The sequence below is a fragment of the Pyxidicoccus caerfyrddinensis genome (assembly GCF_010894405.1).
In the GTDB taxonomy this organism is placed as follows: domain Bacteria; phylum Myxococcota; class Myxococcia; order Myxococcales; family Myxococcaceae; genus Myxococcus; species Myxococcus caerfyrddinensis.
The window spans coordinates 490,664-511,789 of record NZ_JAAIYA010000004.1; the positions used below are offsets into that span (position 1 = coordinate 490,664).

General features: G+C 68.3%; 17 protein-coding genes and 1 riboswitch. Of the genes, 10 read left to right on the forward strand and 7 right to left on the reverse strand.

Annotated elements, in window-relative coordinates; genetic code table 11:
* Positions 1 to 230: 230 nt before the first annotated feature.
* The 3 genes from thiO (at position 231) to moaA (ending at position 3,928) form a co-directional block, all read left to right on the forward strand.
* Positions 231 to 1,394, forward strand: a complete 1,164-nt coding sequence (thiO, locus tag G4D86_RS12440; RefSeq protein ID WP_163993013.1) for a glycine oxidase ThiO — start codon at positions 231 to 233, stop codon at positions 1,392 to 1,394.
* 208 nt (positions 1,395 to 1,602) lie between these two features.
* Complete coding sequence (locus tag G4D86_RS12445) at positions 1,603 to 2,841, forward strand: HD-GYP domain-containing protein (protein ID WP_163993015.1); 1,239 nt, start codon at positions 1,603 to 1,605, stop codon at positions 2,839 to 2,841.
* A 67-nt stretch (positions 2,842 to 2,908) separates the two neighbouring features.
* Complete coding sequence (gene moaA, locus G4D86_RS12450) at positions 2,909 to 3,928, forward strand: GTP 3',8-cyclase MoaA (RefSeq protein WP_163993017.1); 1,020 nt, start codon at positions 2,909 to 2,911, stop codon at positions 3,926 to 3,928.
* A 100-nt stretch (positions 3,929 to 4,028) separates the two neighbouring features.
* Here the strand turns inward: moaA and G4D86_RS12455 are convergent, their stop codons facing one another.
* Both G4D86_RS12455 and thiC read right to left on the reverse strand, forming a co-directional pair.
* Positions 4,029 to 4,418: a DUF4870 domain-containing protein gene (locus G4D86_RS12455; protein WP_163993020.1), complete on the reverse strand. Its 390-nt coding sequence runs from the start codon at positions 4,416 to 4,418 to the stop codon at positions 4,029 to 4,031.
* 140 nt (positions 4,419 to 4,558) lie between these two features.
* Entirely contained in the window at positions 4,559 to 6,433 is a 1,875-nt protein-coding gene (thiC, locus tag G4D86_RS12460) for a phosphomethylpyrimidine synthase ThiC (RefSeq protein WP_163993022.1), read from the reverse strand.
* A 40-nt stretch (positions 6,434 to 6,473) separates the two neighbouring features.
* A riboswitch (TPP riboswitch) is annotated at positions 6,474 to 6,583 on the reverse strand.
* A 224-nt stretch (positions 6,584 to 6,807) separates the two neighbouring features.
* On the opposite strand from thiC, the gene G4D86_RS12465 reads away from it, so the two are divergent.
* The 4 genes from G4D86_RS12465 to G4D86_RS12480 all read left to right on the forward strand — a co-directional run bounded on the left by G4D86_RS12465 (position 6,808) and on the right by G4D86_RS12480 (position 10,836).
* Positions 6,808 to 7,239, forward strand: coding sequence for a CBS domain-containing protein (locus tag G4D86_RS12465; protein WP_163993024.1), 432 nt, complete (start codon positions 6,808 to 6,810; stop codon positions 7,237 to 7,239).
* 142 nt (positions 7,240 to 7,381) lie between these two features.
* Positions 7,382 to 8,791 (forward strand): SLC13 family permease, encoded by a 1,410-nt coding sequence (locus G4D86_RS12470; protein ID WP_163993026.1) that lies wholly within the window; start codon positions 7,382 to 7,384, stop codon positions 8,789 to 8,791.
* Positions 8,792 to 8,910: 119 nt separating this feature from the next.
* Positions 8,911 to 9,408: an OsmC family protein gene (locus G4D86_RS12475; RefSeq protein WP_163993028.1), complete on the forward strand. Its 498-nt coding sequence runs from the start codon at positions 8,911 to 8,913 to the stop codon at positions 9,406 to 9,408.
* Between the two features lie 12 nt (positions 9,409 to 9,420).
* A complete protein-coding gene (locus G4D86_RS12480) occupies positions 9,421 to 10,836 on the forward strand; it encodes a sigma-54-dependent transcriptional regulator (RefSeq protein ID WP_163993029.1) in 1,416 nt (471 codons plus the stop codon).
* Positions 10,837 to 10,936: 100 nt separating this feature from the next.
* On the opposite strand, the gene tnpA is transcribed toward G4D86_RS12480, so the two are convergent.
* Together tnpA and G4D86_RS12490 are read right to left on the reverse strand one after the other, a co-directional pair.
* Complete coding sequence (gene tnpA, locus G4D86_RS12485) at positions 10,937 to 11,242, reverse strand: IS66 family insertion sequence element accessory protein TnpA (protein WP_163993031.1); 306 nt, start codon at positions 11,240 to 11,242, stop codon at positions 10,937 to 10,939.
* A gap of 1,214 nt (positions 11,243 to 12,456) precedes the next feature.
* Positions 12,457 to 14,070, reverse strand: a complete 1,614-nt coding sequence (locus G4D86_RS12490; protein WP_163993034.1) for an AAA family ATPase — start codon at positions 14,068 to 14,070, stop codon at positions 12,457 to 12,459.
* A 442-nt stretch (positions 14,071 to 14,512) separates the two neighbouring features.
* On the opposite strand from G4D86_RS12490, the gene G4D86_RS12495 reads away from it, so the two are divergent.
* The 3 genes from G4D86_RS12495 (at position 14,513) to G4D86_RS12505 (ending at position 18,062) form a co-directional block, all read left to right on the forward strand.
* Positions 14,513 to 15,652, forward strand: a complete 1,140-nt coding sequence (locus tag G4D86_RS12495) for a hypothetical protein (RefSeq protein WP_163993036.1) — start codon at positions 14,513 to 14,515, stop codon at positions 15,650 to 15,652.
* A gap of 116 nt (positions 15,653 to 15,768) precedes the next feature.
* Positions 15,769 to 16,161, forward strand: coding sequence for a BlaI/MecI/CopY family transcriptional regulator (locus G4D86_RS12500; RefSeq protein WP_163993038.1), 393 nt, complete (start codon positions 15,769 to 15,771; stop codon positions 16,159 to 16,161).
* 2 nt (positions 16,162 to 16,163) lie between these two features.
* A complete protein-coding gene (locus G4D86_RS12505; RefSeq protein ID WP_163993039.1) occupies positions 16,164 to 18,062 on the forward strand; it encodes a M56 family metallopeptidase in 1,899 nt (632 codons plus the stop codon).
* 3 nt (positions 18,063 to 18,065) lie between these two features.
* Here the strand turns inward: G4D86_RS12505 and G4D86_RS12510 are convergent, their stop codons facing one another.
* From G4D86_RS12510 to G4D86_RS12520, 3 genes are read right to left on the reverse strand one after another with little or no spacing between them, the layout of a single operon-like run.
* Positions 18,066 to 19,172 carry a sensor histidine kinase gene (locus G4D86_RS12510; protein ID WP_163993041.1) on the reverse strand — a complete coding sequence of 369 codons (1,107 nt, stop codon included), beginning with the start codon at positions 19,170 to 19,172 and terminating at the stop codon, positions 18,066 to 18,068.
* Positions 19,169 to 19,882: a response regulator gene (locus G4D86_RS12515; protein ID WP_163993043.1), complete on the reverse strand. Its 714-nt coding sequence runs from the start codon at positions 19,880 to 19,882 to the stop codon at positions 19,169 to 19,171. The genes G4D86_RS12510 and G4D86_RS12515 overlap by 4 nt, the downstream gene beginning before the upstream one ends.
* Positions 19,875 to 21,047, reverse strand: a complete 1,173-nt coding sequence (locus G4D86_RS12520) for a protoglobin domain-containing protein (RefSeq protein WP_163993045.1) — start codon at positions 21,045 to 21,047, stop codon at positions 19,875 to 19,877. The genes G4D86_RS12515 and G4D86_RS12520 overlap by 8 nt, the downstream gene beginning before the upstream one ends.
* Positions 21,048 to 21,126: the final 79 nt, after the last annotated feature.

Consider the following 21,126-nt stretch of genomic DNA (forward strand, 5'->3'; position numbering starts at 1 on the left):
CCTTCGTCGCTGCGGCTTGTGCCGGGTGGGTGGCGCTTAGCGGTTCACCCAGGCATGCGCATGGCGATCGAACCCGTCCGGGCCGAGCCGATGATGCGCATGGTGGTGATGGAACGCGGAAAGCACGGCCCTATCAGTAACGACAATGGCCCCCGCCGTCAACCTGCCCTCGCGGGAGGCCCCCGTCGTCACGCTTGCAAACCCGGGGGTGGACGAGCAGGAAGCACGCCATGCGAGTCTCGAACGTCATCATCGTGGGGGGCGGCATCATGGGCTGCGGCATCGCCCTGCGCCTCCGGCAGGCGGGCGTGCGCGTCACCGTGTTGGAGCGGTCCATTCCCGGCGCGGAGGCCTCGAGCGCCGCCGCGGGAATCCTCGCTCCGCAGATGGAGTCCGACGGGCCCGGCCCCTTCCTGGAGCTGTGTCTGCGCAGCCGGGGCCTCTACCCCGCCTTCGCCTCCGAGCTGCGCGAGCTGACCGGCGTGGACGTGGCCTACCGGCCGTGCGGCGTCCTCAAGGTGGCCTTCAACGAAGCGGAGGTGCATCACCTGGACGCCACGGTGGCGTGGCAGCGCGGCATGGGCCTGCGCGCGGAGCTGTTGGACGGCACGGCCGCTCGCGCCCTGGAGCCTCGCCTGTCCCCGAAGGCGCTGGCCGCCGCGCACTTCCCCGACGACCACCAGGTGGACAACCGGCTGCTGGTGCGCGCCCTCTCCATGGCCGCCGCCCGCGTGGGCGCCGAGTTCCGCAGCGGCTACGTGCGCGGCGTGATGCACGAGCAGGGCCGCGCGGTGGGCGTGGACCTGGACGGCGAGGTGCTGCGCGCGGACGCCGTCGTGCTCGCGGCGGGCTCGTGGTCCGCGCTGGTGCAGGGCGCTGGCGTGGAGCCGAAGGCGGTGCGGCCCGCGCGCGGGCAGATGGTGCAATTGCAGACGCGGTTGCCGGTGCTGGACCGCATCCTCACGTCGGAGAAGGGCTACCTCGTGCCGCGCGCGGATGGGCGCGTCATCGCCGGCAGCACCATGGAGCTGGTCGGCTTCGACAAGCAGGTGACGGCGGCGGGGCTGGCGCGCATCCTCGACATGGCGCTGGAGCTGTGCCCCGAGCTGGCCTCCGCGCCCGTGACGGACTCGTGGGCCGGCTTCCGCCCGTGGACGGAGGACCGCAATCCCTTCCTCGGCGAGGGCCCCGTGCCCGGCCTGTTCCTCGCCACCGGCCACTTCCGCAACGGCATCCTCCTGGCGCCGATCACCGCGAAGCTCATCACCCAGGCGGTGCTCGGGGAGAAGTCCACCATGGACCTGACACCCTTCCGGTACGACCGCCCCCCCGTTCCGGGCGCGCGCGCAACCCGGGACGTCGGGGTGGCGCCACCCCCTTTCCCGGGGCGGTGAGCCCTCCCGGAGCCCAGCCAGGCAGACAACCGCCACGAGGGGTTTTCAGAGGGAAAACAGGCCTGGATTCGCGCCTGGCCGCCCCAACCTCCACCGACCGGGGCCCTCCCTCCCTGTCCACTGGAGGATCAACCGCCAACCCGGGAAGGGTGGTAATTTCGCGCACTCGTTCGCCATTGAAACCCGGAAACCTCTAGAATCGACCGCCGTGGAAGCCATCCCTCCTGCCCCACCCAGAATCCTCATCGTCGATGATGACGACTCCGTCCGAGACGTCATCTCCGTCCTCCTTCGGGAGGAGGGCTACAACTGCGTCGTCGCGAGTGGTGCCGAGATGGCGCTGGATGTCGCGGGCGAGGAGGACACTCCGCTCGTCATCAGCGACATGAAGATGCCGGGCAAGGACGGCCTGTGGCTCCTGGAGAACCTGCGCGAGCGGCTCCCGGACACGTCCGTCATCATGCTCACCGGCTACGGCGACACCGAGTCCGCCGTGGACTGCCTGCGCCGTGGCGCGGTGGACTACCTCCTCAAGCCACCCAAGCTCACGGACCTCATCCGTGCGATTGAGCGCGCGCTCGCCAAGCGCCGCATCGAGATGGCTCGCAAGCGCTACCAGAAGAAGCTGGAGCGCAAGGTGCGCGACAGGACGGCGGAGCTGCGCCTGGCCCTGCGCGACATCGCGAACACCTATCAGAACACGCTGCTGGCGCTGGTGGCGGCCCTCGACGCGCGCGAGCACGAGACGAGCGACCACTCGCAGCGAGTGGTCAGCTACACGTCCGCCATCGCCCAGCGCATGGGCATCCAGAGCAAGGAGCTGGAGGAGATTGGCCGCGGCGCGCTCCTGCACGACATCGGCAAGATTGGCGTGCCGGACGCGGTGCTCCTCAAGCCGGGCAAGCTGACCCCGGACGAGTGGATGGAGATGCGGAAGCATCCGGAGATTGGCTTCCAGATGATCCAGGCCATCCCCTTCCTGGACACGCCCGCCTCCATCGTCCTCTCGCACCAGGAGCGCTGGGACGGCGCCGGCTACCCGCGCAACCTGCAGCGGCACGAAATCCACATCGGCGCGCGCATCTTCGCCGTGGCGGACACGCTGGACGCGATGACGAGCGACCGGCCGTACCGCAAGGGCACGTCCTTCGCCAACGCCATCCAGGAAATCCGCCGCTGCGCCAACACGCAGTTCGACCCGGAAGTGGTGCGCGCGTTCCTCGACATCGGCGAGGAGGGCCTCATCCGCATCAAGGAGGAGATGGCGCTGAAGAAGCTCAACCTCCCCGTGGCGGAGGCGGAGGCCACCGAGGCCGAGGCCGAGCTGGCGCGCCTCACCGACCTGGACGACGACAACGACGTCCCCACCCGGTCCTCCTCTGCGTCGGAGAGCACCGAGGGCAAGGACCCCGTCGTCAAGCGCTCGGCGACCGGCACCGAGGGTTGACTCGCGGAAGTCCTCGCGGGCCGGAGATGACCGGCCCGGGGGTGGCTGTTATGAGGACAGGCGCTCCGTGACGACCACTGACCCACAGCCCCGCCTGGACCCGCTCGCCCCGCCCCTGCTGGACGCGCAGGGGCGCCGCATGACGTACCTGCGGCTGAGCGTCACGGACCGGTGCAACTTCCGCTGCACCTACTGCTCGCCCGCGTCGTGGGGCGGCAAGAAGGACCTGCTCACCGCGCAGGAGTTCGAGCGCATCGCCTCCGTCTTCGCGAGCATGGGCATCCGCCGCGTGCGCCTCACCGGCGGCGAGCCGCTCATCCGCCCGGACATCGTGGAGGTGTCCGGACGCATCGCCGCGCTGCCCGGCATCCAGCACGTGGCCATCACCACCAACGCCAGCCACCTGGCGGACCTGGCTGTGCCGCTGCGCGAGGCCGGCGTCACCCAGCTCAACATCAGCCTGGACACGCTCTCGCCGGAGACGTTCCGCCGCATCTCCAAGCAGGGCGACTTCGACGCGATCCTGCGCGGCATCGACGCGGCGGCGGCGGCGGGCTACGCGTCACTGAAGCTCAACGTCGTGGTGATGCGCGGCGTGAATGACGGCGAGGCCGGCGCCCTGGTGGCGTACGCGCACGCGCGGGGCCTCACCCCGCGCTTCATCGAGCTGATGCCCTTCGGCCAGGGCCAGCCGGTGCCCACCGCGGAGCTCGTCGCTCGGCTCCAGGCCGAGGGCCTGTCGCTGGAGCCCGAGCCCGAGGAGCAGGGCGACGCCGCGGCCTCCCTCACCTCCGGCCCCGCGCGCTACTGGCGCACCCCGGCGGGCCGCGTGGGCTTCATCTCCCCGCTCACCCAGAACTTCTGCGGCGGGTGCAACCGCGTGCGCGTGGCGTCCAACGGTGACTTGCGCAGCTGCCTGGGCGGACGCGCGCAGGCCCCGCTGCACCAGCTCATCCGCGGCGGCGCCACCGACGCGGACCTGGCCGTGGCCATCCGCCGAGCCCTCGGCGACAAGCCGGACGGGCACCGCTTCACCGAGCCCGGCAACGGCGCCACGCTGATGCCCATGATGGGCATCGGCGGCTGAGCGGCGGCACTCCGGAAACACGACGGGCGGGCCCGCGCGCTTGCGCATGGCCCGCCCGTGCACTCCAGGCCCCCGTGACGAGGGCCTGAGGCGGTGCGGCCTACTTGATCAGCCGGATGTTGACCGGGTACTTGTAGAGCAGACCCTCGTTCGCCTTCAGGCCGGCGATGATGGAGAAGATCAGCGCCGCGACGAAGACGACGGGCAGCAGGATGGCGCCAATGCCGATGCAGATGGTGATGGCGCTGACGAACCCGGCGATGAGGACGGTGATCTGGAAGTTCAGCGACTCCACCGAGTGCGCGCGGACGAAGGAGGACTCCTTCCCCTTGGTCAGCATGAGCACCAGCGGCACCGCGAAGCCCAGGCCCACGAAGTTGCCCAGGATGGTGCCCATGTGGGCCAGCAGTGCCATCGTCTTCTCGTCCTGGGTCGGCATCGGCGAACCGCTGATGTACGAACCCATCTGCTCGCGCGGCGGAGTCTCCATGAACTTTCCCCTCCAGATATCTGGGGCGCGAATAGCGCGCCCTTGCGCACCTACCATGACATGCACCTGATCCGATTGTCACGCCTCGGACAGGTCATCTGACGGGTCGTCCCCAGCACCTTTCGGCCCGGGCCTGGGTCTCAGCGATACAACTGGCCGCCGGCCTTCTTGAATTCCTCGCTCTTCTCCTCGAGCCCCGTCTCGAGCGCGGTGGCCTCGGAGAGGCCCTGCTTCTCCGCGTAGTCACGCACGTCCTGGGTGATCTTCATGGAGCAGAACTGGGGGCCGCACATGGAGCAGAAGTGCGCCACCTTGGCGCCCTCGGCGGGCAGCGTCTCGTCGTGGAAGGCGCGGGCGCGCTCGGGATCCAACGAGAGGTTGAACTGGTCCTCCCAGCGGAACTCGAAGCGGGCCTTGGACAGCGCGTTGTCGCGCGCCTGAGCGCCCGGGTGGCCCTTGGCCAGGTCCGCGGCGTGGGCGGCGATCTTGTACGTGATGACACCCTCCTTCACGTCGTCGCGGTCCGGCAGGCCCAGGTGCTCCTTGGGCGTCACGTAGCAGAGCATCGCCGTGCCGAACCAACCAATCATCGCGGCGCCGATGCCGCTGGTGAAGTGGTCGTACCCCGGCGCGATGTCCGTGGTGAGGGGCCCCAGCGTGTAGAAGGGCGCCTCGCCGCACACCGCGAGCTGCTTCGTCATGTTCTCCTGGATGAGGTGCATGGGCACGTGGCCCGGGCCTTCAATCATCGTCTGCACGTCGTGCTTCCAGGCGACCTTGGTCAGCTCGCCCAGCGTCTCCAGTTCGCCGAACTGGGCCGCGTCGTTGGCATCGGCGATGGAGCCCGGCCGCAGCCCGTCACCGAGGCTGAAGCTGACGTCGTACGCCTTCATGATCTCGCAGATGTCCTCGAAGTGCGTGTAGAGGAAGTTCTCCTTGTGGTGGGCGAGGCACCACTTGGCCATGATGGAGCCGCCGCGGCTGACGATGCCGGTGAGGCGCTTCGCGGTCCACGGCACGTAGCGCAGCAGCACGCCGGCGTGGATGGTGAAGTAGTCCACACCCTGCTCGGCCTGCTCGATGAGCGTGTCGCGGAACAATTCCCAGGTGAGGTCCTCCGCCTTGCCGCCCACCTTCTCCAGCGCCTGGTAGATGGGCACCGTGCCGATGGGCACCGGGGCGTTGCGGAGGATCCACTCGCGCGTCTCGTGGATGTTGCGGCCGGTGGACAAGTCCATCACCGTGTCCGCGCCCCAGCGGATGGACCAGACCATCTTCTCCACCTCCTCCTCGATGGAGGAGGAGACGGCCGAGTTGCCGATGTTGGCGTTGATCTTCACCAGGAAGTTGCGGCCGATGATCATCGGCTCCAATTCCGGGTGGTTGATGTTGGCGGGGATGATGGCGCGGCCGCGGGCCACCTCGTCGCGCACGAACTCGGGGGTAATCATGCGCGGGATGGAGGCGCCCCAGGAGTGGCCCGGGTGCTGGGCGGAGAGCGCCGCCTCCACCTTCAGGTTCTCCCGGATGGCGACGTACTCCATCTCCGGGGTGATGAGGCCGCGCCGGGCGTAGTGCAATTGGGAGACGTTGCCGCCCTTCTTCGCCACGCGGGGCTTGCGGCGGTGGCTGAAGCGCAGGCCGTTGAGCCGCGGGTCCGCCTCGCGCACGCGGCCGTACTCGGAGCTGATGCCGGGCAACTCCTCCGTGTCGCCGCGGCCCACAATCCAGGACTCGCGCACCGAGGGCAGGCCCTGGCGCACGTCGATGGGCGCCGACGGGTCCGTGTACGGGCCGCTGGAGTCATAGACGTGGACGGGCGGGTTGGACGTCTCCTTCGCGTCCGGCCCGTGGCCATGGCGCGTGGGCGTCTGGCTGATCTCCCTCAGGGGGACGCGCAGGTCCGGATGCACCGTGCCGGACACGTACACCTTGCGCGACGCTGGCAACGCGCCCCGGCTGATTCCCTCCAGCACCTTCCCATCGACCTTCAGGCTCTTGGACGCTCCGCTCATCTCGCATCTCCTCGGCGGCGGATGGCGGACGGGCGAGGGGCAGGGCCCCAGGCCGCTTCCCTCCGCCGGAATGACCCGGTTCAGGTTCCAAGGGTTGGCCGTTGCCGACGGCCGTCTCAGCCCCTTCCAGGGGCACCCCTAGCGACTGGGTGAGCACTTAGCGCACAGCACGGCGCCCTTCAACCGCCCTCCAGGCTGTGTCCGGAGGCCGGCACCGGACATCGAGGCGCAAAGGCTGCGGGTGAGCAGGGGCCCGCGCAAACGTTGCGCGCGCTGGGAGCCGGAAACACCGTTTCCCTGGAGCACTGCTCGCTGGCCCCGGACATGCAATGGGAGCCGCCCGTCAGAGGAACCACGAACCCGGAGAGCCGCACATGCAGATCGTCGGAGAGCTGATGACCCGTGACGTGGTCACCCTCAAGGAGACGCAGAACCTGGCCAAGGCGGAGGAGTTGCTGCGCCTCCACCGCATCCGGCACCTGCCCGTGGTGCGGCAGGGCAAGCTGGTGGGGCTCGTCACCCATCGCGACCTGCTGCGCGCGGCCGCCGTGCACACCAGCGACCCGGCGTCGCAGCCGCTGTGGGCCGCGGACATCATGACGCGCGATGTGGAGACGGTGCGCGCGGACACGCCGCTGAAGGACGCCGTGGCGATGATGCTCCGGCACAAGTACGGCTGCCTCCCGGTGGTGGATGCCAGCGACGGCCTGCTGGGCATCCTCACGGAGGCGGACCTCGTGCGGTACGCGCAGTACCTCATCGACGAGCGGGACCGGCGCGAGATGGCCGCCGAGTTCGGCGCCTGAAGTCCCCGCCCGCCCCGACTCGAAGGCGGGCATCCCCGTTGCACTCCGGTCGGAGCCCGGTGGCGAGGACTGCCCCCGGCCCCTGGCCGCTCCGGTATGCCCGACGTGGTGGGACTTCGTCCCCCGCGATGCGTGAAGCCCCATGACCTCCTCTCCCGTCACATCCCCGAATGCGGCCGAGGCCTCGCCCGCGGCGCCCCTTGCCGGGGACGCGAGCCCGGCGCGCCGCGGCTGGCTGCGTCCCGCGCTGGCGGTGGCCGGGCTCGCGGGGGTGGCGCTGGTGGCCGGCCTCGGGGTGGACGGGCCGGTGGCCTCGCGCGCGGTGCTGATTGGCGGGGCGTGCCTGGTGCTGTGGCTCACGGAGGTGGTGCCGCCCTTCGTCCCCACCCTGCTGTTGATGGGCGCCACGCCGGTGCTGATGGGCCCGCTGTCCGCGGACTACCGCCTGGGCGCGGTGCTGGCGTGGGGCGTGGACCCGGTGCTGGTCCTCTTCCTCGGCGGCTTCACGCTGGAGGTGGCGGCCATGCGCCACGGCCTGGACGCCGCGGTGGCCCGGCACGTGGTGCGGCTGTCGCGCGGGCGGCCCCGGCTGCTGCTCCTGCTCGTCATGGGCGGCGTGGCCTTCCTCTCCATGTGGATGTCCAACGTGGCCGCGGCGGCGATGATGCTGGCCGCGCTGCGGCCCATCCTCCAGGCCACTCCCGCGGGAGCGCCGCTGCGGCCCGCCCTGCTGCTGGGCGTGGCGCTGGGCGCCAACTTCGGCGGCATGGCGACACCGGTGGGCAGCGGCCCCAACGCGCTCGCGGTGTCCGCCGCCGGTGCGTACTCGCACGTCACCTTCGCCGAGTGGATGGCGCTGGCCCTGCCCCTCACGGCGCTGATGCTGGTGCTGGGCTTCGGGCTGGTGCTGCTGCGCTTCCGCGTGGGCGGCCGGCTGGAGCTGCCCGCCCAGGCGCCCCTGCCGCTCACGCGCTCCGGACGCCGGGTGCTCGCGGTGAGCGCGGCCTGCGTGGTGGCGTGGCTGTCCGAGCCCCTGCACGGCGTGCCCGCGCCGGTGGTGGCCCTGGGGGCCACGGCGCTCCTCTTCGGCAGTGGCCTGCTCGAGCGCGAGGACCTGGGGAAGGTGGACTGGTCCACCCTGCTGCTCATCGCCGGGGGCATCGCCCTGGGCCGGCTGATGGAGCACTCCGGCCTGGTGTCGCGGGCGCTGGCCGGCTCGGACCTGGGAGGCTGGCCGGTCGCGGCGCAGCTGGGCGTGCTGGTGGTGGCGGCGGCGGCGCTGTCCGCGCTGATGAGCAACACCGGCACCGCGGCGCTCCTCATCCCCCTGGCGGTGCAGCTCCACCCCTCGGCGTCTACGCCCGTCCTCGTCGCGCTGGGGTGCTCGTTCGGCATCCCCTTCGTCATCAGCACCCCGCCCAACGCCATGGCCGCGGGAGAGGGGATCGACTCTTCCGAGCTGATGCGGTTGGGGTTTCCCCTCATGCTGGCCGGGTGCTTGCTGGTAAGCCTCACCGGCCCCGCGGTGCTACGTGTCTTCGGACTCCCATGAGCTACCTTCCACGCCCGCCCCTGTACCTTCGTGCCAGGGGGCCGTCCTTCCAGAAGCACTGGCGCGGCACACGAGTTGAAGGGGTACTGCCCGCCCAGGGCATAGCGGGAGGTTGGCCCATGTCGTCCGTGACCATCACTGAGTACGAGACGCGCCTCTTCTGGCAGGGGGAGCGCGGCGCCGTCCTGACGAGCGACCAGGCGCCTCCCCTGCCCATCGGCCGGCCACTGACGGAGCCCGGAACGGGCGACGCGGGCCAGTGGGGCCCGGAGTCCCTGCTGGTGGGCGCGGTGGAGGGGCGCACGCTGCTGGCCTTCCTGGACCGCGCACGCGCGGCGGACGTCCCGGTGCTCTTCTACCAGAGCTCCGCCATGGCCCGCGTGGTGGGCACCCCGGGCGAGCAGCCGCACTTCACGGACCTCATCGTCCGCCCGCACGTCGCCGTCCCCACCGAGGCGGCCGCGGAAGCCGCGCGCCTCATCTTCTCAGAGCTGCCCGCGCACTGCTTCCCCAGCTCCATCATCCAGCTCACGCCGCGCATCGAGCCCGTGGTGGAGACGTGGAACGTGCACCGTGTGGCACGTTCGGCATCCTCCGCGAGCGCTCCTGCTTCCTGACCCGAAAGCCCCATGTCCCCACAGCGAATCCTGGTCGTCGACGATGAGGCCAATGCCCGCCGGGCGATTGCCACCATCCTCCAAGAGGAGGGCTACGACGTCGCCGAGGCCGCCAACGGCGCCGAGGCCCTGGCCCGCATCGCCGAGTTCTCCCCCGCGGTGGTGCTCACCGACGTGCGCATGCCGCAGATGGACGGCCTGACGCTGCTGAAGACGGCGCGCGAGCAGGGCAGCGACGCGACGTTCGTGATGATGACGGCCTTCGCCAGCGTGGAGACCGCCGTCGAGGCGATGAAGTCCGGCGCGGACAACTTCCTGCTCAAGCCGCTGGACGCGGAGCAGGTGCTGGTCATCCTGGGCAAGGCGCTGGAGAAGCGCAGCCTTCGCCAGGAGGCGGAGGCGCTGCGAGACCAGGTCCGCTCGCGGGTGAAGCGCTTCCACGACATCATCGGCGAGTCGCCGCCGCTGCAGGGCATCTACGACGTGGTCCGCCGCGCGGCGGGCACGCGCGCCACGGTGCTCATCCTGGGCGAGTCCGGCACCGGCAAGGAGCTGATTGCCCAGGCCCTGCACCAGGAGTCTCCGCGCAAGGACAAGCCCTTCATCCGCGTGCACTGCGCGGCGCTGTCGGAGAACCTGCTGGAGAGCGAGCTGTTCGGCCACGAGAAGGGCTCGTTCACCGGCGCGCTGGCGCGCAAGGAGGGCCGCTTCGAGCTGGCCGACGGCGGCACGCTCTTCCTGGACGAGCTTGGCGAAATCTCGCCCGCGGTGCAGGTGAAGCTCTTGCGCGTGCTGCAGTCGCGCGAGTTCGAGCGCGTGGGCGGCACCCAGACGCTGAAGGTGGACGTGCGCATCGTCGCGGCCACGCACCGGGACCTCGCCGCCGAGGTGAAGGCGGGCCGGTTCCGCGAGGACCTCTACTACCGGCTCAACGTGGTGAGCGTGACGCTGCCGTCCCTGCGCGAGCGCAAGAGCGACATCCCCGCGCTGGTGAACCACTTCCTGGAGAAGTACGGCGAGTCGTACGGCAAGGAGGTGCGCGGCCTGGCGCCGGGCACGCTCCAGGCGCTCCTGTCCCATGACTGGCCGGGCAACATCCGCGAACTGGAGAACGCGATTGAGCGCGCGGTGGTGCTGGCGCAGGGCCAGGAGTTGACGACGGACGACCTGCCTCCCGTGCTGCGCGGGCCGCGTCCCGCCGGCACCTCGGCGGGCTCGCTCATCCCCGGCGCCACGCTGGCGGCCATCGAGCGCGAGGCCATCCTCCGCACGCTGGAGATGGTGCAGGGCTCCACGTCGCGCGCGGCCGAGGTGCTGGGCATCAGCGTGCGGAAGATTCAGTACCGCCTCAAAGAGTACGGCCTGCAGGGCGGCGCACCGCTGAAGGCCGTGGCCGACGAGGACGAGGACCTGGCCGCGGAGTCGTAGAGGGGAAATTGTCCCTTTTGCGTAACACCAGAAGTCAATCCAAAACCGCCACAGTTTTCGGCGTGGATTCTACGACTGAACTGCGCGATGACATCGTTGACTATATAGAGAATATGTGTACGCGTTCCAATCGTCCGAGCTCGGGCGAAAACCGCACCTGCACGCCACCGCCGAGGGCGAGTTTCAGCGGTGCTGCGCCCGACGCGGGTGCCCGGATCACCTGCTGCGGCAGGCGCACGGCCGGTTGGGCCTCGGCGCTCTCCTTGCGTCGGCGACGGTAGACCCACGACTGCAAGGTGCTCAGGCGCAGCCCCCGGCGTCCGGCGAACTCGCGCTGCGTCAGCCCGCTCGCTTCGAACTCTTCGGCAACGCGCAGCCACTCTGGCTTCTCAACTCCCTTCAGCACGCACCGAGGGATGGCCTGTCTTCGTCATCCGCTCAATGCCCTGCGGCGCATCGTCCGCCGGACGGATACTCTGGATGAGCATCTCCGTGCCGCTCACAGCGCAGGCGCTATGTAAGAAACGGCTCAAAAGCGCAGCACCATGCAGCAACGGTCTCGGCAACAGTATCAAGTGCGGTACCAAATGGCACCCCCGTGACTTCTGCCAACTTGTGTGGAGACTGTTTACTTGCAAAATCCAAAACAACCGCAAGCAGATTCGGACCAAGTCCCTCAAGCAGAACGCACGAACAATCATCTGTACTTTCGCACGACGGAGGAGGCGAACAGAGACTGACTGACCAGCGACCTAATGCTTCGCTCACGACGGGCTCCCAGTACGATTTCTCCGGAGTCGAATCTCTCATGGAGAGATATTCGCGCCCTTTGAGACCTGCCTTTAAGTTCAGATGCTCACGGAATGTCGAACAGCGAGATCCACCAATCGAACACAGCCGCTCATATGCCGATGCCGCTGACATGCAACTCGGGTTGGCATTGAGCGCAGCTCGGACAAGGCTGGCCGGGAAAGTATTCTCAATATTCCTGCACGACAAAACAAATGCACGTTGAAAACCCAATCCCTCCGCCGATTCACGGACGGCCCTAGCCGTTGACCCAAGGGGCCGCCAGGATGTCGCTTGTCGCTATCAACAAAGCACAACACAACTCGACCGGATTCGCACCGCTCCCGGAAGACATCTCCTGTCGTGGACCCGCCGCCGTTATAGGGCTCTGCCGATACTCTCAGACGCCATCGCCTATGGGCAATCAATGCCCTGGCGGAACACAGGTAGAACCTTGCGTCCGAAATATTCTCACAAACAAGGCTACTTGCCTGCGTTCTACTGGAACTAGAGAACCACTCATAGAAGGTCTCAACCACGGCCGTTCCGCGTTCAAGCCGTGTTGACCCGACGGCATCGCTATTTGTTCCCACCTCAATCCGTATCGGGAGTTCTCTCCCCAGCCCCGCAAGCTCGGACCACCTCGACCGCAGCTTCTGAAGGGCGCCACGAGCTCCCGCTGATAGGTTTTTGTTCTTAGTCAGCCGGTCGATCCTGTCGGGCGCAATCAACAGCACATGATTGCCCTCGCGGAACGAACGGAGCATGTTCTCAAGTGCATCGTGGATTGCCATCGGAGCTCCGCTAGACATGGCCAGATCCACCACTTCGTCACGAACCTGAATTAACATCGCTGTCAATGGCTCCCGACGCAAAGAAACCGTACGGCCAGTCCTTAAGCGCTCCATCCTCATGAAACCCTGCCGTGCGGATGATGCTTGCCGGGCTTCGGGGAGGTTTCGAAAAGAGGAGAATCTGCACATCCTCTGGGCGCAATCGATCTTCTCGAACCATTTCACCGAGCCGATTGACTATCGATTCCGAATGAGTCTCAACAATGAGAGACAAAGGCTGACGGGGGTTCTTGGCAAACCCGGCCAACATGTCCGCCAGCCTTGTCTGATAGGCAGGATGCAAATGGAGTTCCGGCTGTTCTATGGCCAGAAGCCGATGCCTCCGCTTCACGCGCCTACGTCCTTGTGGAACTGATGACCATAGCTGTGCAATTACGGGAAGGACTTGTGAATATCCAAACCCCATGTCGGCCAAATTTATCCCCTCAGGAGAGCCATGCTCCTTTAGGATGATCTCGACATGACCACCGCTCGAGCGATGTGAGACTTCGAAGTTAAAATATCTCCGCGAGAACGAGGCAAACTGCTCTCTCTGAGCATCTGAGAGCGAGCGAAGAAACATCGCCAGATTCTCGCCCTGAAAGTCTACCTCACGAACTGCCAAGTCTTGTATTCTGTAATACCGTTGGGCAGTTGCGCGAAGCGGCCCCATGTATCCCACGCCTGCAGCAAATTCGGCAATGTATTGATCGGCCTTCTCGAGAAATATCGGAATAGTGTTTGCGATGATTCGCTCCCTTAGTCGCTGGAACACTTCCGACTTCTCGCCAATAGCAGCAATACTTGCAGACCAACTTGGTGGTGCGGAAATTCGCCTGAAGTGCTCCAACATCCACGAAGCTGTTCCAGCCGCAAGGCTCAAGGCAATCCGTTCGACCGTTTCGTCGCTCGCACGCCCATGGAGCATCGGGCGAATGATATCCTTCAAGGCATCGTTTCTAATGGGATCTCGAAAGGGGGAGTGGAATATGTCTTGCGTTGGAGGGTGCTCGGGGAAATAGGGCTGGAAAACAACTCGCCGAGCTGGAGCCAAACCCCCATCCTCGTAACTAAATATAGACGGAAGAATAAAGGCAGCTGGCCTGAGAGCAAGAGGGGGGCCTGCCTTCAATGCGTCAAACTCGCCGACCGTAAACTTAGTTACTCTTGTGTCTTGACTGAATGAAAGATGGACTGGGAGTCCGTCAAACTCTATGTCGCAGGCAACAATTCGAGCGCCATCTGATATTTCCGATGGGCCAAGTGTAATTGAAACGGCAATTGGGATGGGGACGGGCGACAGGTCCAAGTCCTCATGGGACATGTAGTAGCCCATCGGAACCTCAAGCTTGAAACCGAATTCAATCGCAATTCTTTTCTCGGACGCGGCCCGATTCGCCGCGTCACTAAGCGATCCGTAGTCCACATACCTGCCGAACCATAGCAGTGGACTATCAGTGGGGGTTTCTATGCTCTGCTTGAGCAATGGAAAGGAGCGCAGAAACGAACTCTTCCCTGAGCTGTTTGTCCCGACTAAGACTGTAATGGGCTTGAGCGCGATTCTGCCTGTGTCTTCAAGGCTCCGAAGATTTCGAATGCGAAAGAAGTCCATGCAGGTGCTCCCAGAACTCTTGGAGTGAGCGGATAGGCAGTTGCTTCTGCCTATTTTCTAAATTGGCGCAGGCTTGCTGCTGCAGGGTGCCAGAAAACCTCTGCTTGGTGGGCGCTGGATTCCGCAGAGCCCGTGCTTGAGCCTCCAACTGAAGTCCCCACGCGAACGATGCCCCATGCTTGTATATACACCTAGCAGATTCGCAGACTCATCGATTCGCAGCGCATCATAGCTGAGGGTGTAGAGACGACCACGTCGCAAAATGGAGCGCTGCAGGCATAGTCATCCCGAAGCGATGCACATGGGGCTTCGCCTTTAATTTGGAGTCCCTTCCGACCCGCTCAAGGAAATCAATCGTAGGTCGGCCATCACTCTACTTTAGGCATCGCAAGGATAAAGTCTCCGAATGCACCGAGACCGCCGGTCGTCCCGTGGAAGCGTGGTGCGTGTCCTGGTGTGGGCCGCGAGCATCATCCTGTTGCTCGGGGTCATCGGGCTGGTGGCCGCCGACCAGTGGGTGCGCAGGCAGTACGAGCCCGCGCTCGACGCGTTCAGCGCGGACGTCACGGCGAACGTGGACCTGTTCTGCGAGGAGCAGGCGAAGCTCGCCGCGGACCCGTGGTTCCACGAGCCGCGCACCGAGGGCGACGCGGGGCCTCTGCTCAATGCGTGGCTGGGCTGGGAGCCGGGCCCGAAGATGCCGGCGGACTCGCCGCTCCAGGTGCCCGCCTCGCTGGAGGGGAAGAAGGACTGGGACGTGCTGCTCGCGTCGGAGGTGGACTTCTCCACCCTGGACTTCGGGTGGATGCGTCAGCTCCAGGCGTTTGACCGGTGGGACACGCTGCGCAACACCCCCTTCCCGTTCCCGGAGCCGTACTTCCACCTGACGGCCGCCGTGCCGAACTTCATCCCCCTGCAGACGTGGACGAAGTTGCGGCTGATTCATGGCATCCGCAGCGGACAGCCGCTGGAGGCGGCCCGGGACGTGCGGCACCTGGCGTGGCTTGCGTACCGCTCGGACACGTTGCTGGGCGCAATGATTGCCACCGCGATCCTCGGCATCGAGCGCAAGGCCCACGACTCCATGCAGTCGCCTCCGCCGGAGTGGCGGCCCATGAGCGTCGAGCAGACCGAGCGCATGCGCGGCGTCTTCTGGGCCAGCATGTCCTTCTCCAGCATCGCCGCTCCCGTCGAGGTGGCGCGGAAGGCGCGCGGCTGCGGCCCGGCCATCTCACGGTGCACGGGCCTGAGCGAGGCGGTGGGGATGGCGCGGTACCTCCAGCCGCTCGCGGAAGGCTCGTTCCGTCCCGCCTACGCCGCGCTCGGTGAGGCGATTGCCTCGGCGCCCTGCCCCACCTCGCTGGTGAAGACGCTCTGGGAGCGCGGCGCCACCCTCAACGACACGCCCCCGGCCGACAGTCCGATGCCTGCCCTGCCCCCGTGGTCGCGCGGGCTTCCCAGCGCATTCGTCGGGCGGCACGTGGCCGGCATCCTCCTGTCCTACGGCGTGCAGGACCTCACCCACCTCAAGAAGCTCCGCGCCGCACCCGGTGCGCCGGCCACCGCCGACTCCGCGCCCTGAGTGTGACGCGGGCCGTCTGCGCGGAATACGACACGCTTCGTAGACTTTCCCCGCCGCGCGGAGAACTACGACACTCGTCGTTGACTCTTACGACGGACGTCGTAATACTCCCCCGCATGACCCCCGCCCCGCCGCAACCCACGCGTGCCGAGCTGGCCATCCTGCGAGTCCTCTGGAAGTTGGGACCTTGCACGGTGCGGCAGGTGCACGAGTCCCTCCGTGACACGCAGGACAAGGACACGGGCTACACCACCGTGCTCAAGCTCCTCCAGAACATGACGGAGAAGGGCATCGTCCAGCGCGACGAGAGCGAGCGGACCCATGTCTATGAGGCCGCCCTCAGCGAGAAGCGCACGCAGCGCGACCTGCTCCGCGACCTGATGGACCGGGCCTTCGGCGGCTCGGCCACCACCGTCGTGGCGCAGGCGCTGTCCATGAAGCGCGCGTCCGCCGAGGAGCTGGCGGAGATTCGAAAGCTGCTGGACGAGCACGAGAGGCGGGGGAAGTGAAGATGGATGCACTGCACACGCTGTCGCAGCAGCCCGTCTTCCTCGCCCTGGAGCAGGCCCTGCTCGGCTTCCTCTGGCAGGGCGCCGCCGTGGCCCTCGTGGTCGCGTGCGGGCTGACCCTCATCCCCGAGCGCGCCTCCCGCGCGCGCTATGCCGCCGCGTGCCTCGGCCTGCTGACCATGGCCGTGCTCCCCGTCGTCACCTTCTTCTCCGCCCTGGCCGAGGCCACCCGCTTCGTCTTCACGGAGACCATCTCCGCGGGCGCCCCGTCCCCCGCCATCCCCGCCGACGCCACCTTGACGGTGATGACGGTGCCGGGACAGCTCGGGGACGCATCCTGGATGGAGCTGCTGCGCCCCTGGCTGCTGCCGGCCTGGTGCTGCGGCGTGCTGCTGCTCTCCTCCCGCACCCTGCTCGCCTGGGTCATGACGCTGCGCCTGTCGCGCCGCTCCACCCTCGAGGCCGCCAGCCCCTGGCGCGACGCGCTCGAGAAGGCCCTGGTGCGCATGCGAATGTCCGGGCCCGTGCGCCTGCTCGCCTCCGCCTCCATCGACGTGCCCATGGTCATCGGCCTGTGGCGGCCCCTCATCCTCGTGCCCGCCAGCGCCATGACGGGCCTGAGCGCCTCCCAGCTCGAGGCCATCCTCGCCCACGAGCTGGCCCACATCCGGCGCCACGACTACCTCGTCAACCTCCTCCAGTCCCTCGTCGAAACCCTCCTCTTCTACCACCCCGCCGTCTGGTGGCTGTCCCACCGCATCCGCGAGGAGCGCGAGCACTGCGCCGATGACCTCGCCGTCCAGTGCTGCGGCGACGCGTACCTCTACGCCCGCGCCCTGGCCCACATCGAGCAGCTCCGCGGCATGCCCTCGCCCCAGCCCGCCCTGGGTGTCGCCGGGGGCTCGCTGCTGACGCGCGTGCGCCGCCTCCTCGTCGCTTCCGAGTCCCACGTCCAGCGCCGTCCCTGGCGCCTGGCCAGCGGCGTCGGCAGCGCGCTGCTCGCGGTGGTGCTCGGCACCTCGCAGTTGCCCGACACCGCGCGCGCGGAGGTGCCCTCCACCCCCGCCCCGTCCATCACCGCGCCCCGCCTGGAGGCGACGCAGGCCCTGCCGGCGAGCGCTCCCATGCAGCGGCCCCTGCTAGCCCCCACCTTCATCGCGCCTCCGAGCCCGGCGCCCGTCCGCCCGGCGCGCCCGAGCACACGGAGCCTGCCGAGGGAGGAGCGCGCCCCCGCCGCGCCCGTCGTGAAGAACCGCTCGCCGCGCTCCGTGCCGCTGCTCATCCCGGACACGGGTGCCATTGCCCGCACGGAGTTGCCGCGCGTCCCGTACTCGCTGGACGCCGAGCCCTCCGCCCCCGCGCTGCCTGGCGCGCCCGTGACGGACACCGCCCCCGTCGAGGACTTCGCCGTCACCGTCTCACCTCCGGCCGAGAAGTCCCGGCCCGCGGTGCTGGACCTCGGGCCCGGCATCACCCCGCCCCGGTTCGTCTCCGGCGAGCGCTTCCACTACCCCAGCCTCACCTACGGCATCCGCTCCGCGGTGTCCGCCTTCCCCAGGGGCTCGGTCGTCGCCCGCTGCACCATCACCACCGAGGGCTCCGTCACCGACTGCAAGTCGCTGCAGGGACTGGGCGGCCTGGAGGACAACGTCATCCGCACGCTCACCACGTGGCGCTACGAGCCGGCCCTGCGCGACGGGATGCCCGTGGCGGTGCACTACATCTTCGACGTGGTGTTCAGCACCCAGCCGGGAGGCGCCCGGGTGGACCCGCCAGGCAAGCAGCTCGCGAGCGTGGACCTGTCCCGGTTCCGGGGCGCGGCGGCGGAAAACTCCTGCATGATCTGCAAGCGGTTCACCACCGACGGGCGCGTCCTCTTCCAGTCCGGCGCCAGCTTCTGACGGCTACCGTGCCTCCGGCAGCCGGAGGATGAAGCGGGCGCCTCCGCCCGGCGCCGAGCCCACCTCCAGCGTGCCGCCATGCTGCGTGACGATGGCGTGGACGATGGAGAGCCCCAGCCCCGAGCCCTGCGCCTTCGTGGTGAAGAAGGGCTCGAAGATGCGGTCCCTCACCTCGGGCGGGACTCCGGGGCCCGCGTCGTCCACGGTGAGCCAGACGTGGCCCGCCTCGTGGCCCGCGGACACCGTCACCCTGCCGCCCGCGGGCGTCGCCTCCAGCGCGTTGAGGCACAGGTTGATGAGCACCTGCCGCAGCCGCTCCTCCTCACCCGCCACCGGCGGCAGCGTCTGCTCCAGCGGGGCCGTCTCCAGCGCCACCTTGCGTGACTCGGCCTGACCGCTGAGCAGGTCCACCACCCGCCGCACCAGCGCGCGCACGTCCACCGAGTTGGGGCGGAACTCGCGGGGCCTCGCGAACTGGAGGAAGTCCTCCAGGATGTGGTCCAGCCGGCGGATTTCGTCGCGCACCAGCAGGAGGGGCTCCAGTAGCGGGCCCTGCTGGCCGTCCGGCAGCCTCCGCAGGCGGCGCTCCAACACGGACAGCTGCAACGCCGCCGCGTTCAGCGGGTTGCGGATTTCGTGGGACAGGCCCGCCGTCATCGTCCCCACCGCCGCCAGCTTCTCCGTCATCTGCGCGCGCCGGGCCAGCTCGCGCTTCTCGCCGTGCAGCCGCACCTGCCGCATGGCCTGCTCCAGCGTCAGCAGCAATTCCTGCGGCGCGCACGGCTTCATGAGGTACGCGCACGCGCCCGCGCGCACCGCCGCCACCGCCGTCTCCAGCGTGGCGAAGCCGGTAAGCAGCACCACCTCCGAGTCGGGCGCGCCCTCCTTCAGCTCCGCCGCCAGCGCGGTGCCATCTCCGTCCGGAAGGCGCAGGTCCACCAGCGCCACGTCGAAGCCCTCCTTCGCGCAGTCGCGCGCGGCCCGGCAGCTGGACGCGCCGCGCACGGCGTAGCCCGCGTCGCCCAGCAGCTCGTGGAGGTTGTCGAGGAAGGCCGCGTTGTCATCCACCACGAGGATGGTGGGCGGCGGCTTGGGCGTGGGCTCGCTCATGGGGCGCGGGTGAGACGCGCGGCGTGCGCCGTCTCCAGCGCAGCCACCAGCACGCCGGTGTCGAAGGGTTTCGAGAAGACGCCCGCCGCCCCCTCCATCGGCGTCACGTCCGGGTAGGCGGTCATGATGAAGATGGGCAGGTGCGGGAAGCGCTCGCGCAGCCGCCGCAGCGCTTCTCCGTCCGGGCCGCCGGGCAGGCGCAGGTCCACCAGCGCGGCGAAGGGCTCCACGCAGGCGATGCGGTCCGCGTCCAGCACCGAGGCCGCCGTCACGCACGAGAAGCCCCGCGCGCGCAGCACCTCGCACAGGTTGTCGCTCAGCGCGGGGTCGTCCTCCACCAGCACCACCAGCCCGTCGCGCCGGGCGCCGGACAACAGCCCCACCAGCGTGGGGATGGGCACGGGCTTGGGCAGCACCGCGAGCAGTCCCTCGCGGCGCGCCGTCTCCAGGTCATCCTCGCGGGGGTATGCGGTGACGACCACCGCGGCCAGCCCCGGGTCCACCCGGCGCAGGTGGTGCACCGCGTCCGCGCCGCTCATGCCGGGCATGCGCATGTCCGTCAGCAGCGCGTCGAAGCGCGTGGTGCGCGCCAGGCGCAGGGCCTCGTCACCGCTGGTGACGACGACGGCCTGGTTACCCTCGTCGCGGAGGATTTCCGCGAGGTTCTCCGCGAAGGCGCGGTTGTCATCCAGCAGCAGGTAACTACGCATGCGTGTCCTCCGCGGGCATGAGGGGAAGTCGAAGCACGAAGCGCGCGCCCGTGCCGGCGCGGGGCGCGTAGGCGATGGTGCCGCCGTGCCGCTCCAGGATGCGCTTGACGAGCGGCAGCCCCAGGCCGATGCCGCGCGCCTTCGTCGTCATCAGCGGCTCGAAGAGGCGACGGCGGATGGCGTCACTCACCCCGGGGCCGGAGTCCTCCAGCACCAGCTCCGCCATGCCGGGCTCGGGCGTGCTGGCGGACAGCGACACGCTGCCGCCCGACTCCTCCAGCGCCTGCACCGCGTTGTCCAGCAGGTTGACGAACACCTGGCGCAGCTGGCCCGCGTCTCCCTGCACCGGCGGGAGCGAGGCGAGCCCCTCCTCGCGCACGGTGACGGACTCCGGCCGCTGCACGGCGGTGAGCGCTTCCTGCCACACCTCGTCCAGCCACACCTCCTGCCGCTGCAGCGGACGGTCCCGAATCATGTCGAGCAAATCAGAGACGATGCGGTTGGCGATGCCCACCTGCTCGCCGATGCGGACGAGGTGCTTGGTGGTGCGCTCGTCCACCGCGCCGGGGCGGCCCTTGAGGATGTAGAGCGATGTCTCGATGACGCCGAGCGGGTTGCGCAGCTCATGGCCGATGGAGCCCACGAGCTGGCCGAAGGTGGACAGCCGCTCGTTGCGCGCCTGCTGCGTGAGCAGGTCCTCGCGGTAGGTGTGGAGCATGATGGCCAGCTCCAGATCCAGAATCTTCCCCAGCGCCGAGCGCGCGGCCCGCAGCTTCTCCGGCTGGCTCAGGTAGGCCTCGTCGATGACGGCGTTGAGCTCCTGCCTCAGGACGTTCATCGCGCCGAACATGTAGTGCTGCGGCAGGGAGATGCGCACGTGCATGCGGCCGATGCGGCAGCGCAGCTCGTAGTAGGCCTCGTCCCAGGGGCCGCTCATGAGCTGGCTCATCCACACTTCCAGCGTGCCGCGGAGGTGGCCCACCTGGCTCTCGCCGCCCTCCAGCGCCTGGCGCGCCTTCTCATGCTCCAGGATGCGGTCGTAGAAGACGCGGGCAATGCGGGCGAAGTGCGGCTTCGCGATGGCATGCAGGGCGATGAGCGCGCGCTCGTCCGCCTCGCTGAAGCCCACGTAACGCTTCAATTCCTCGAGCAGGGTTTCCGCCATGGTCTCTGGGTTGAAAGCCTAACCGCTCACAACGTCCGGGAGCAGGGAGTTGCTCCCGGTCCGTGTCGTTCGTCGGAAC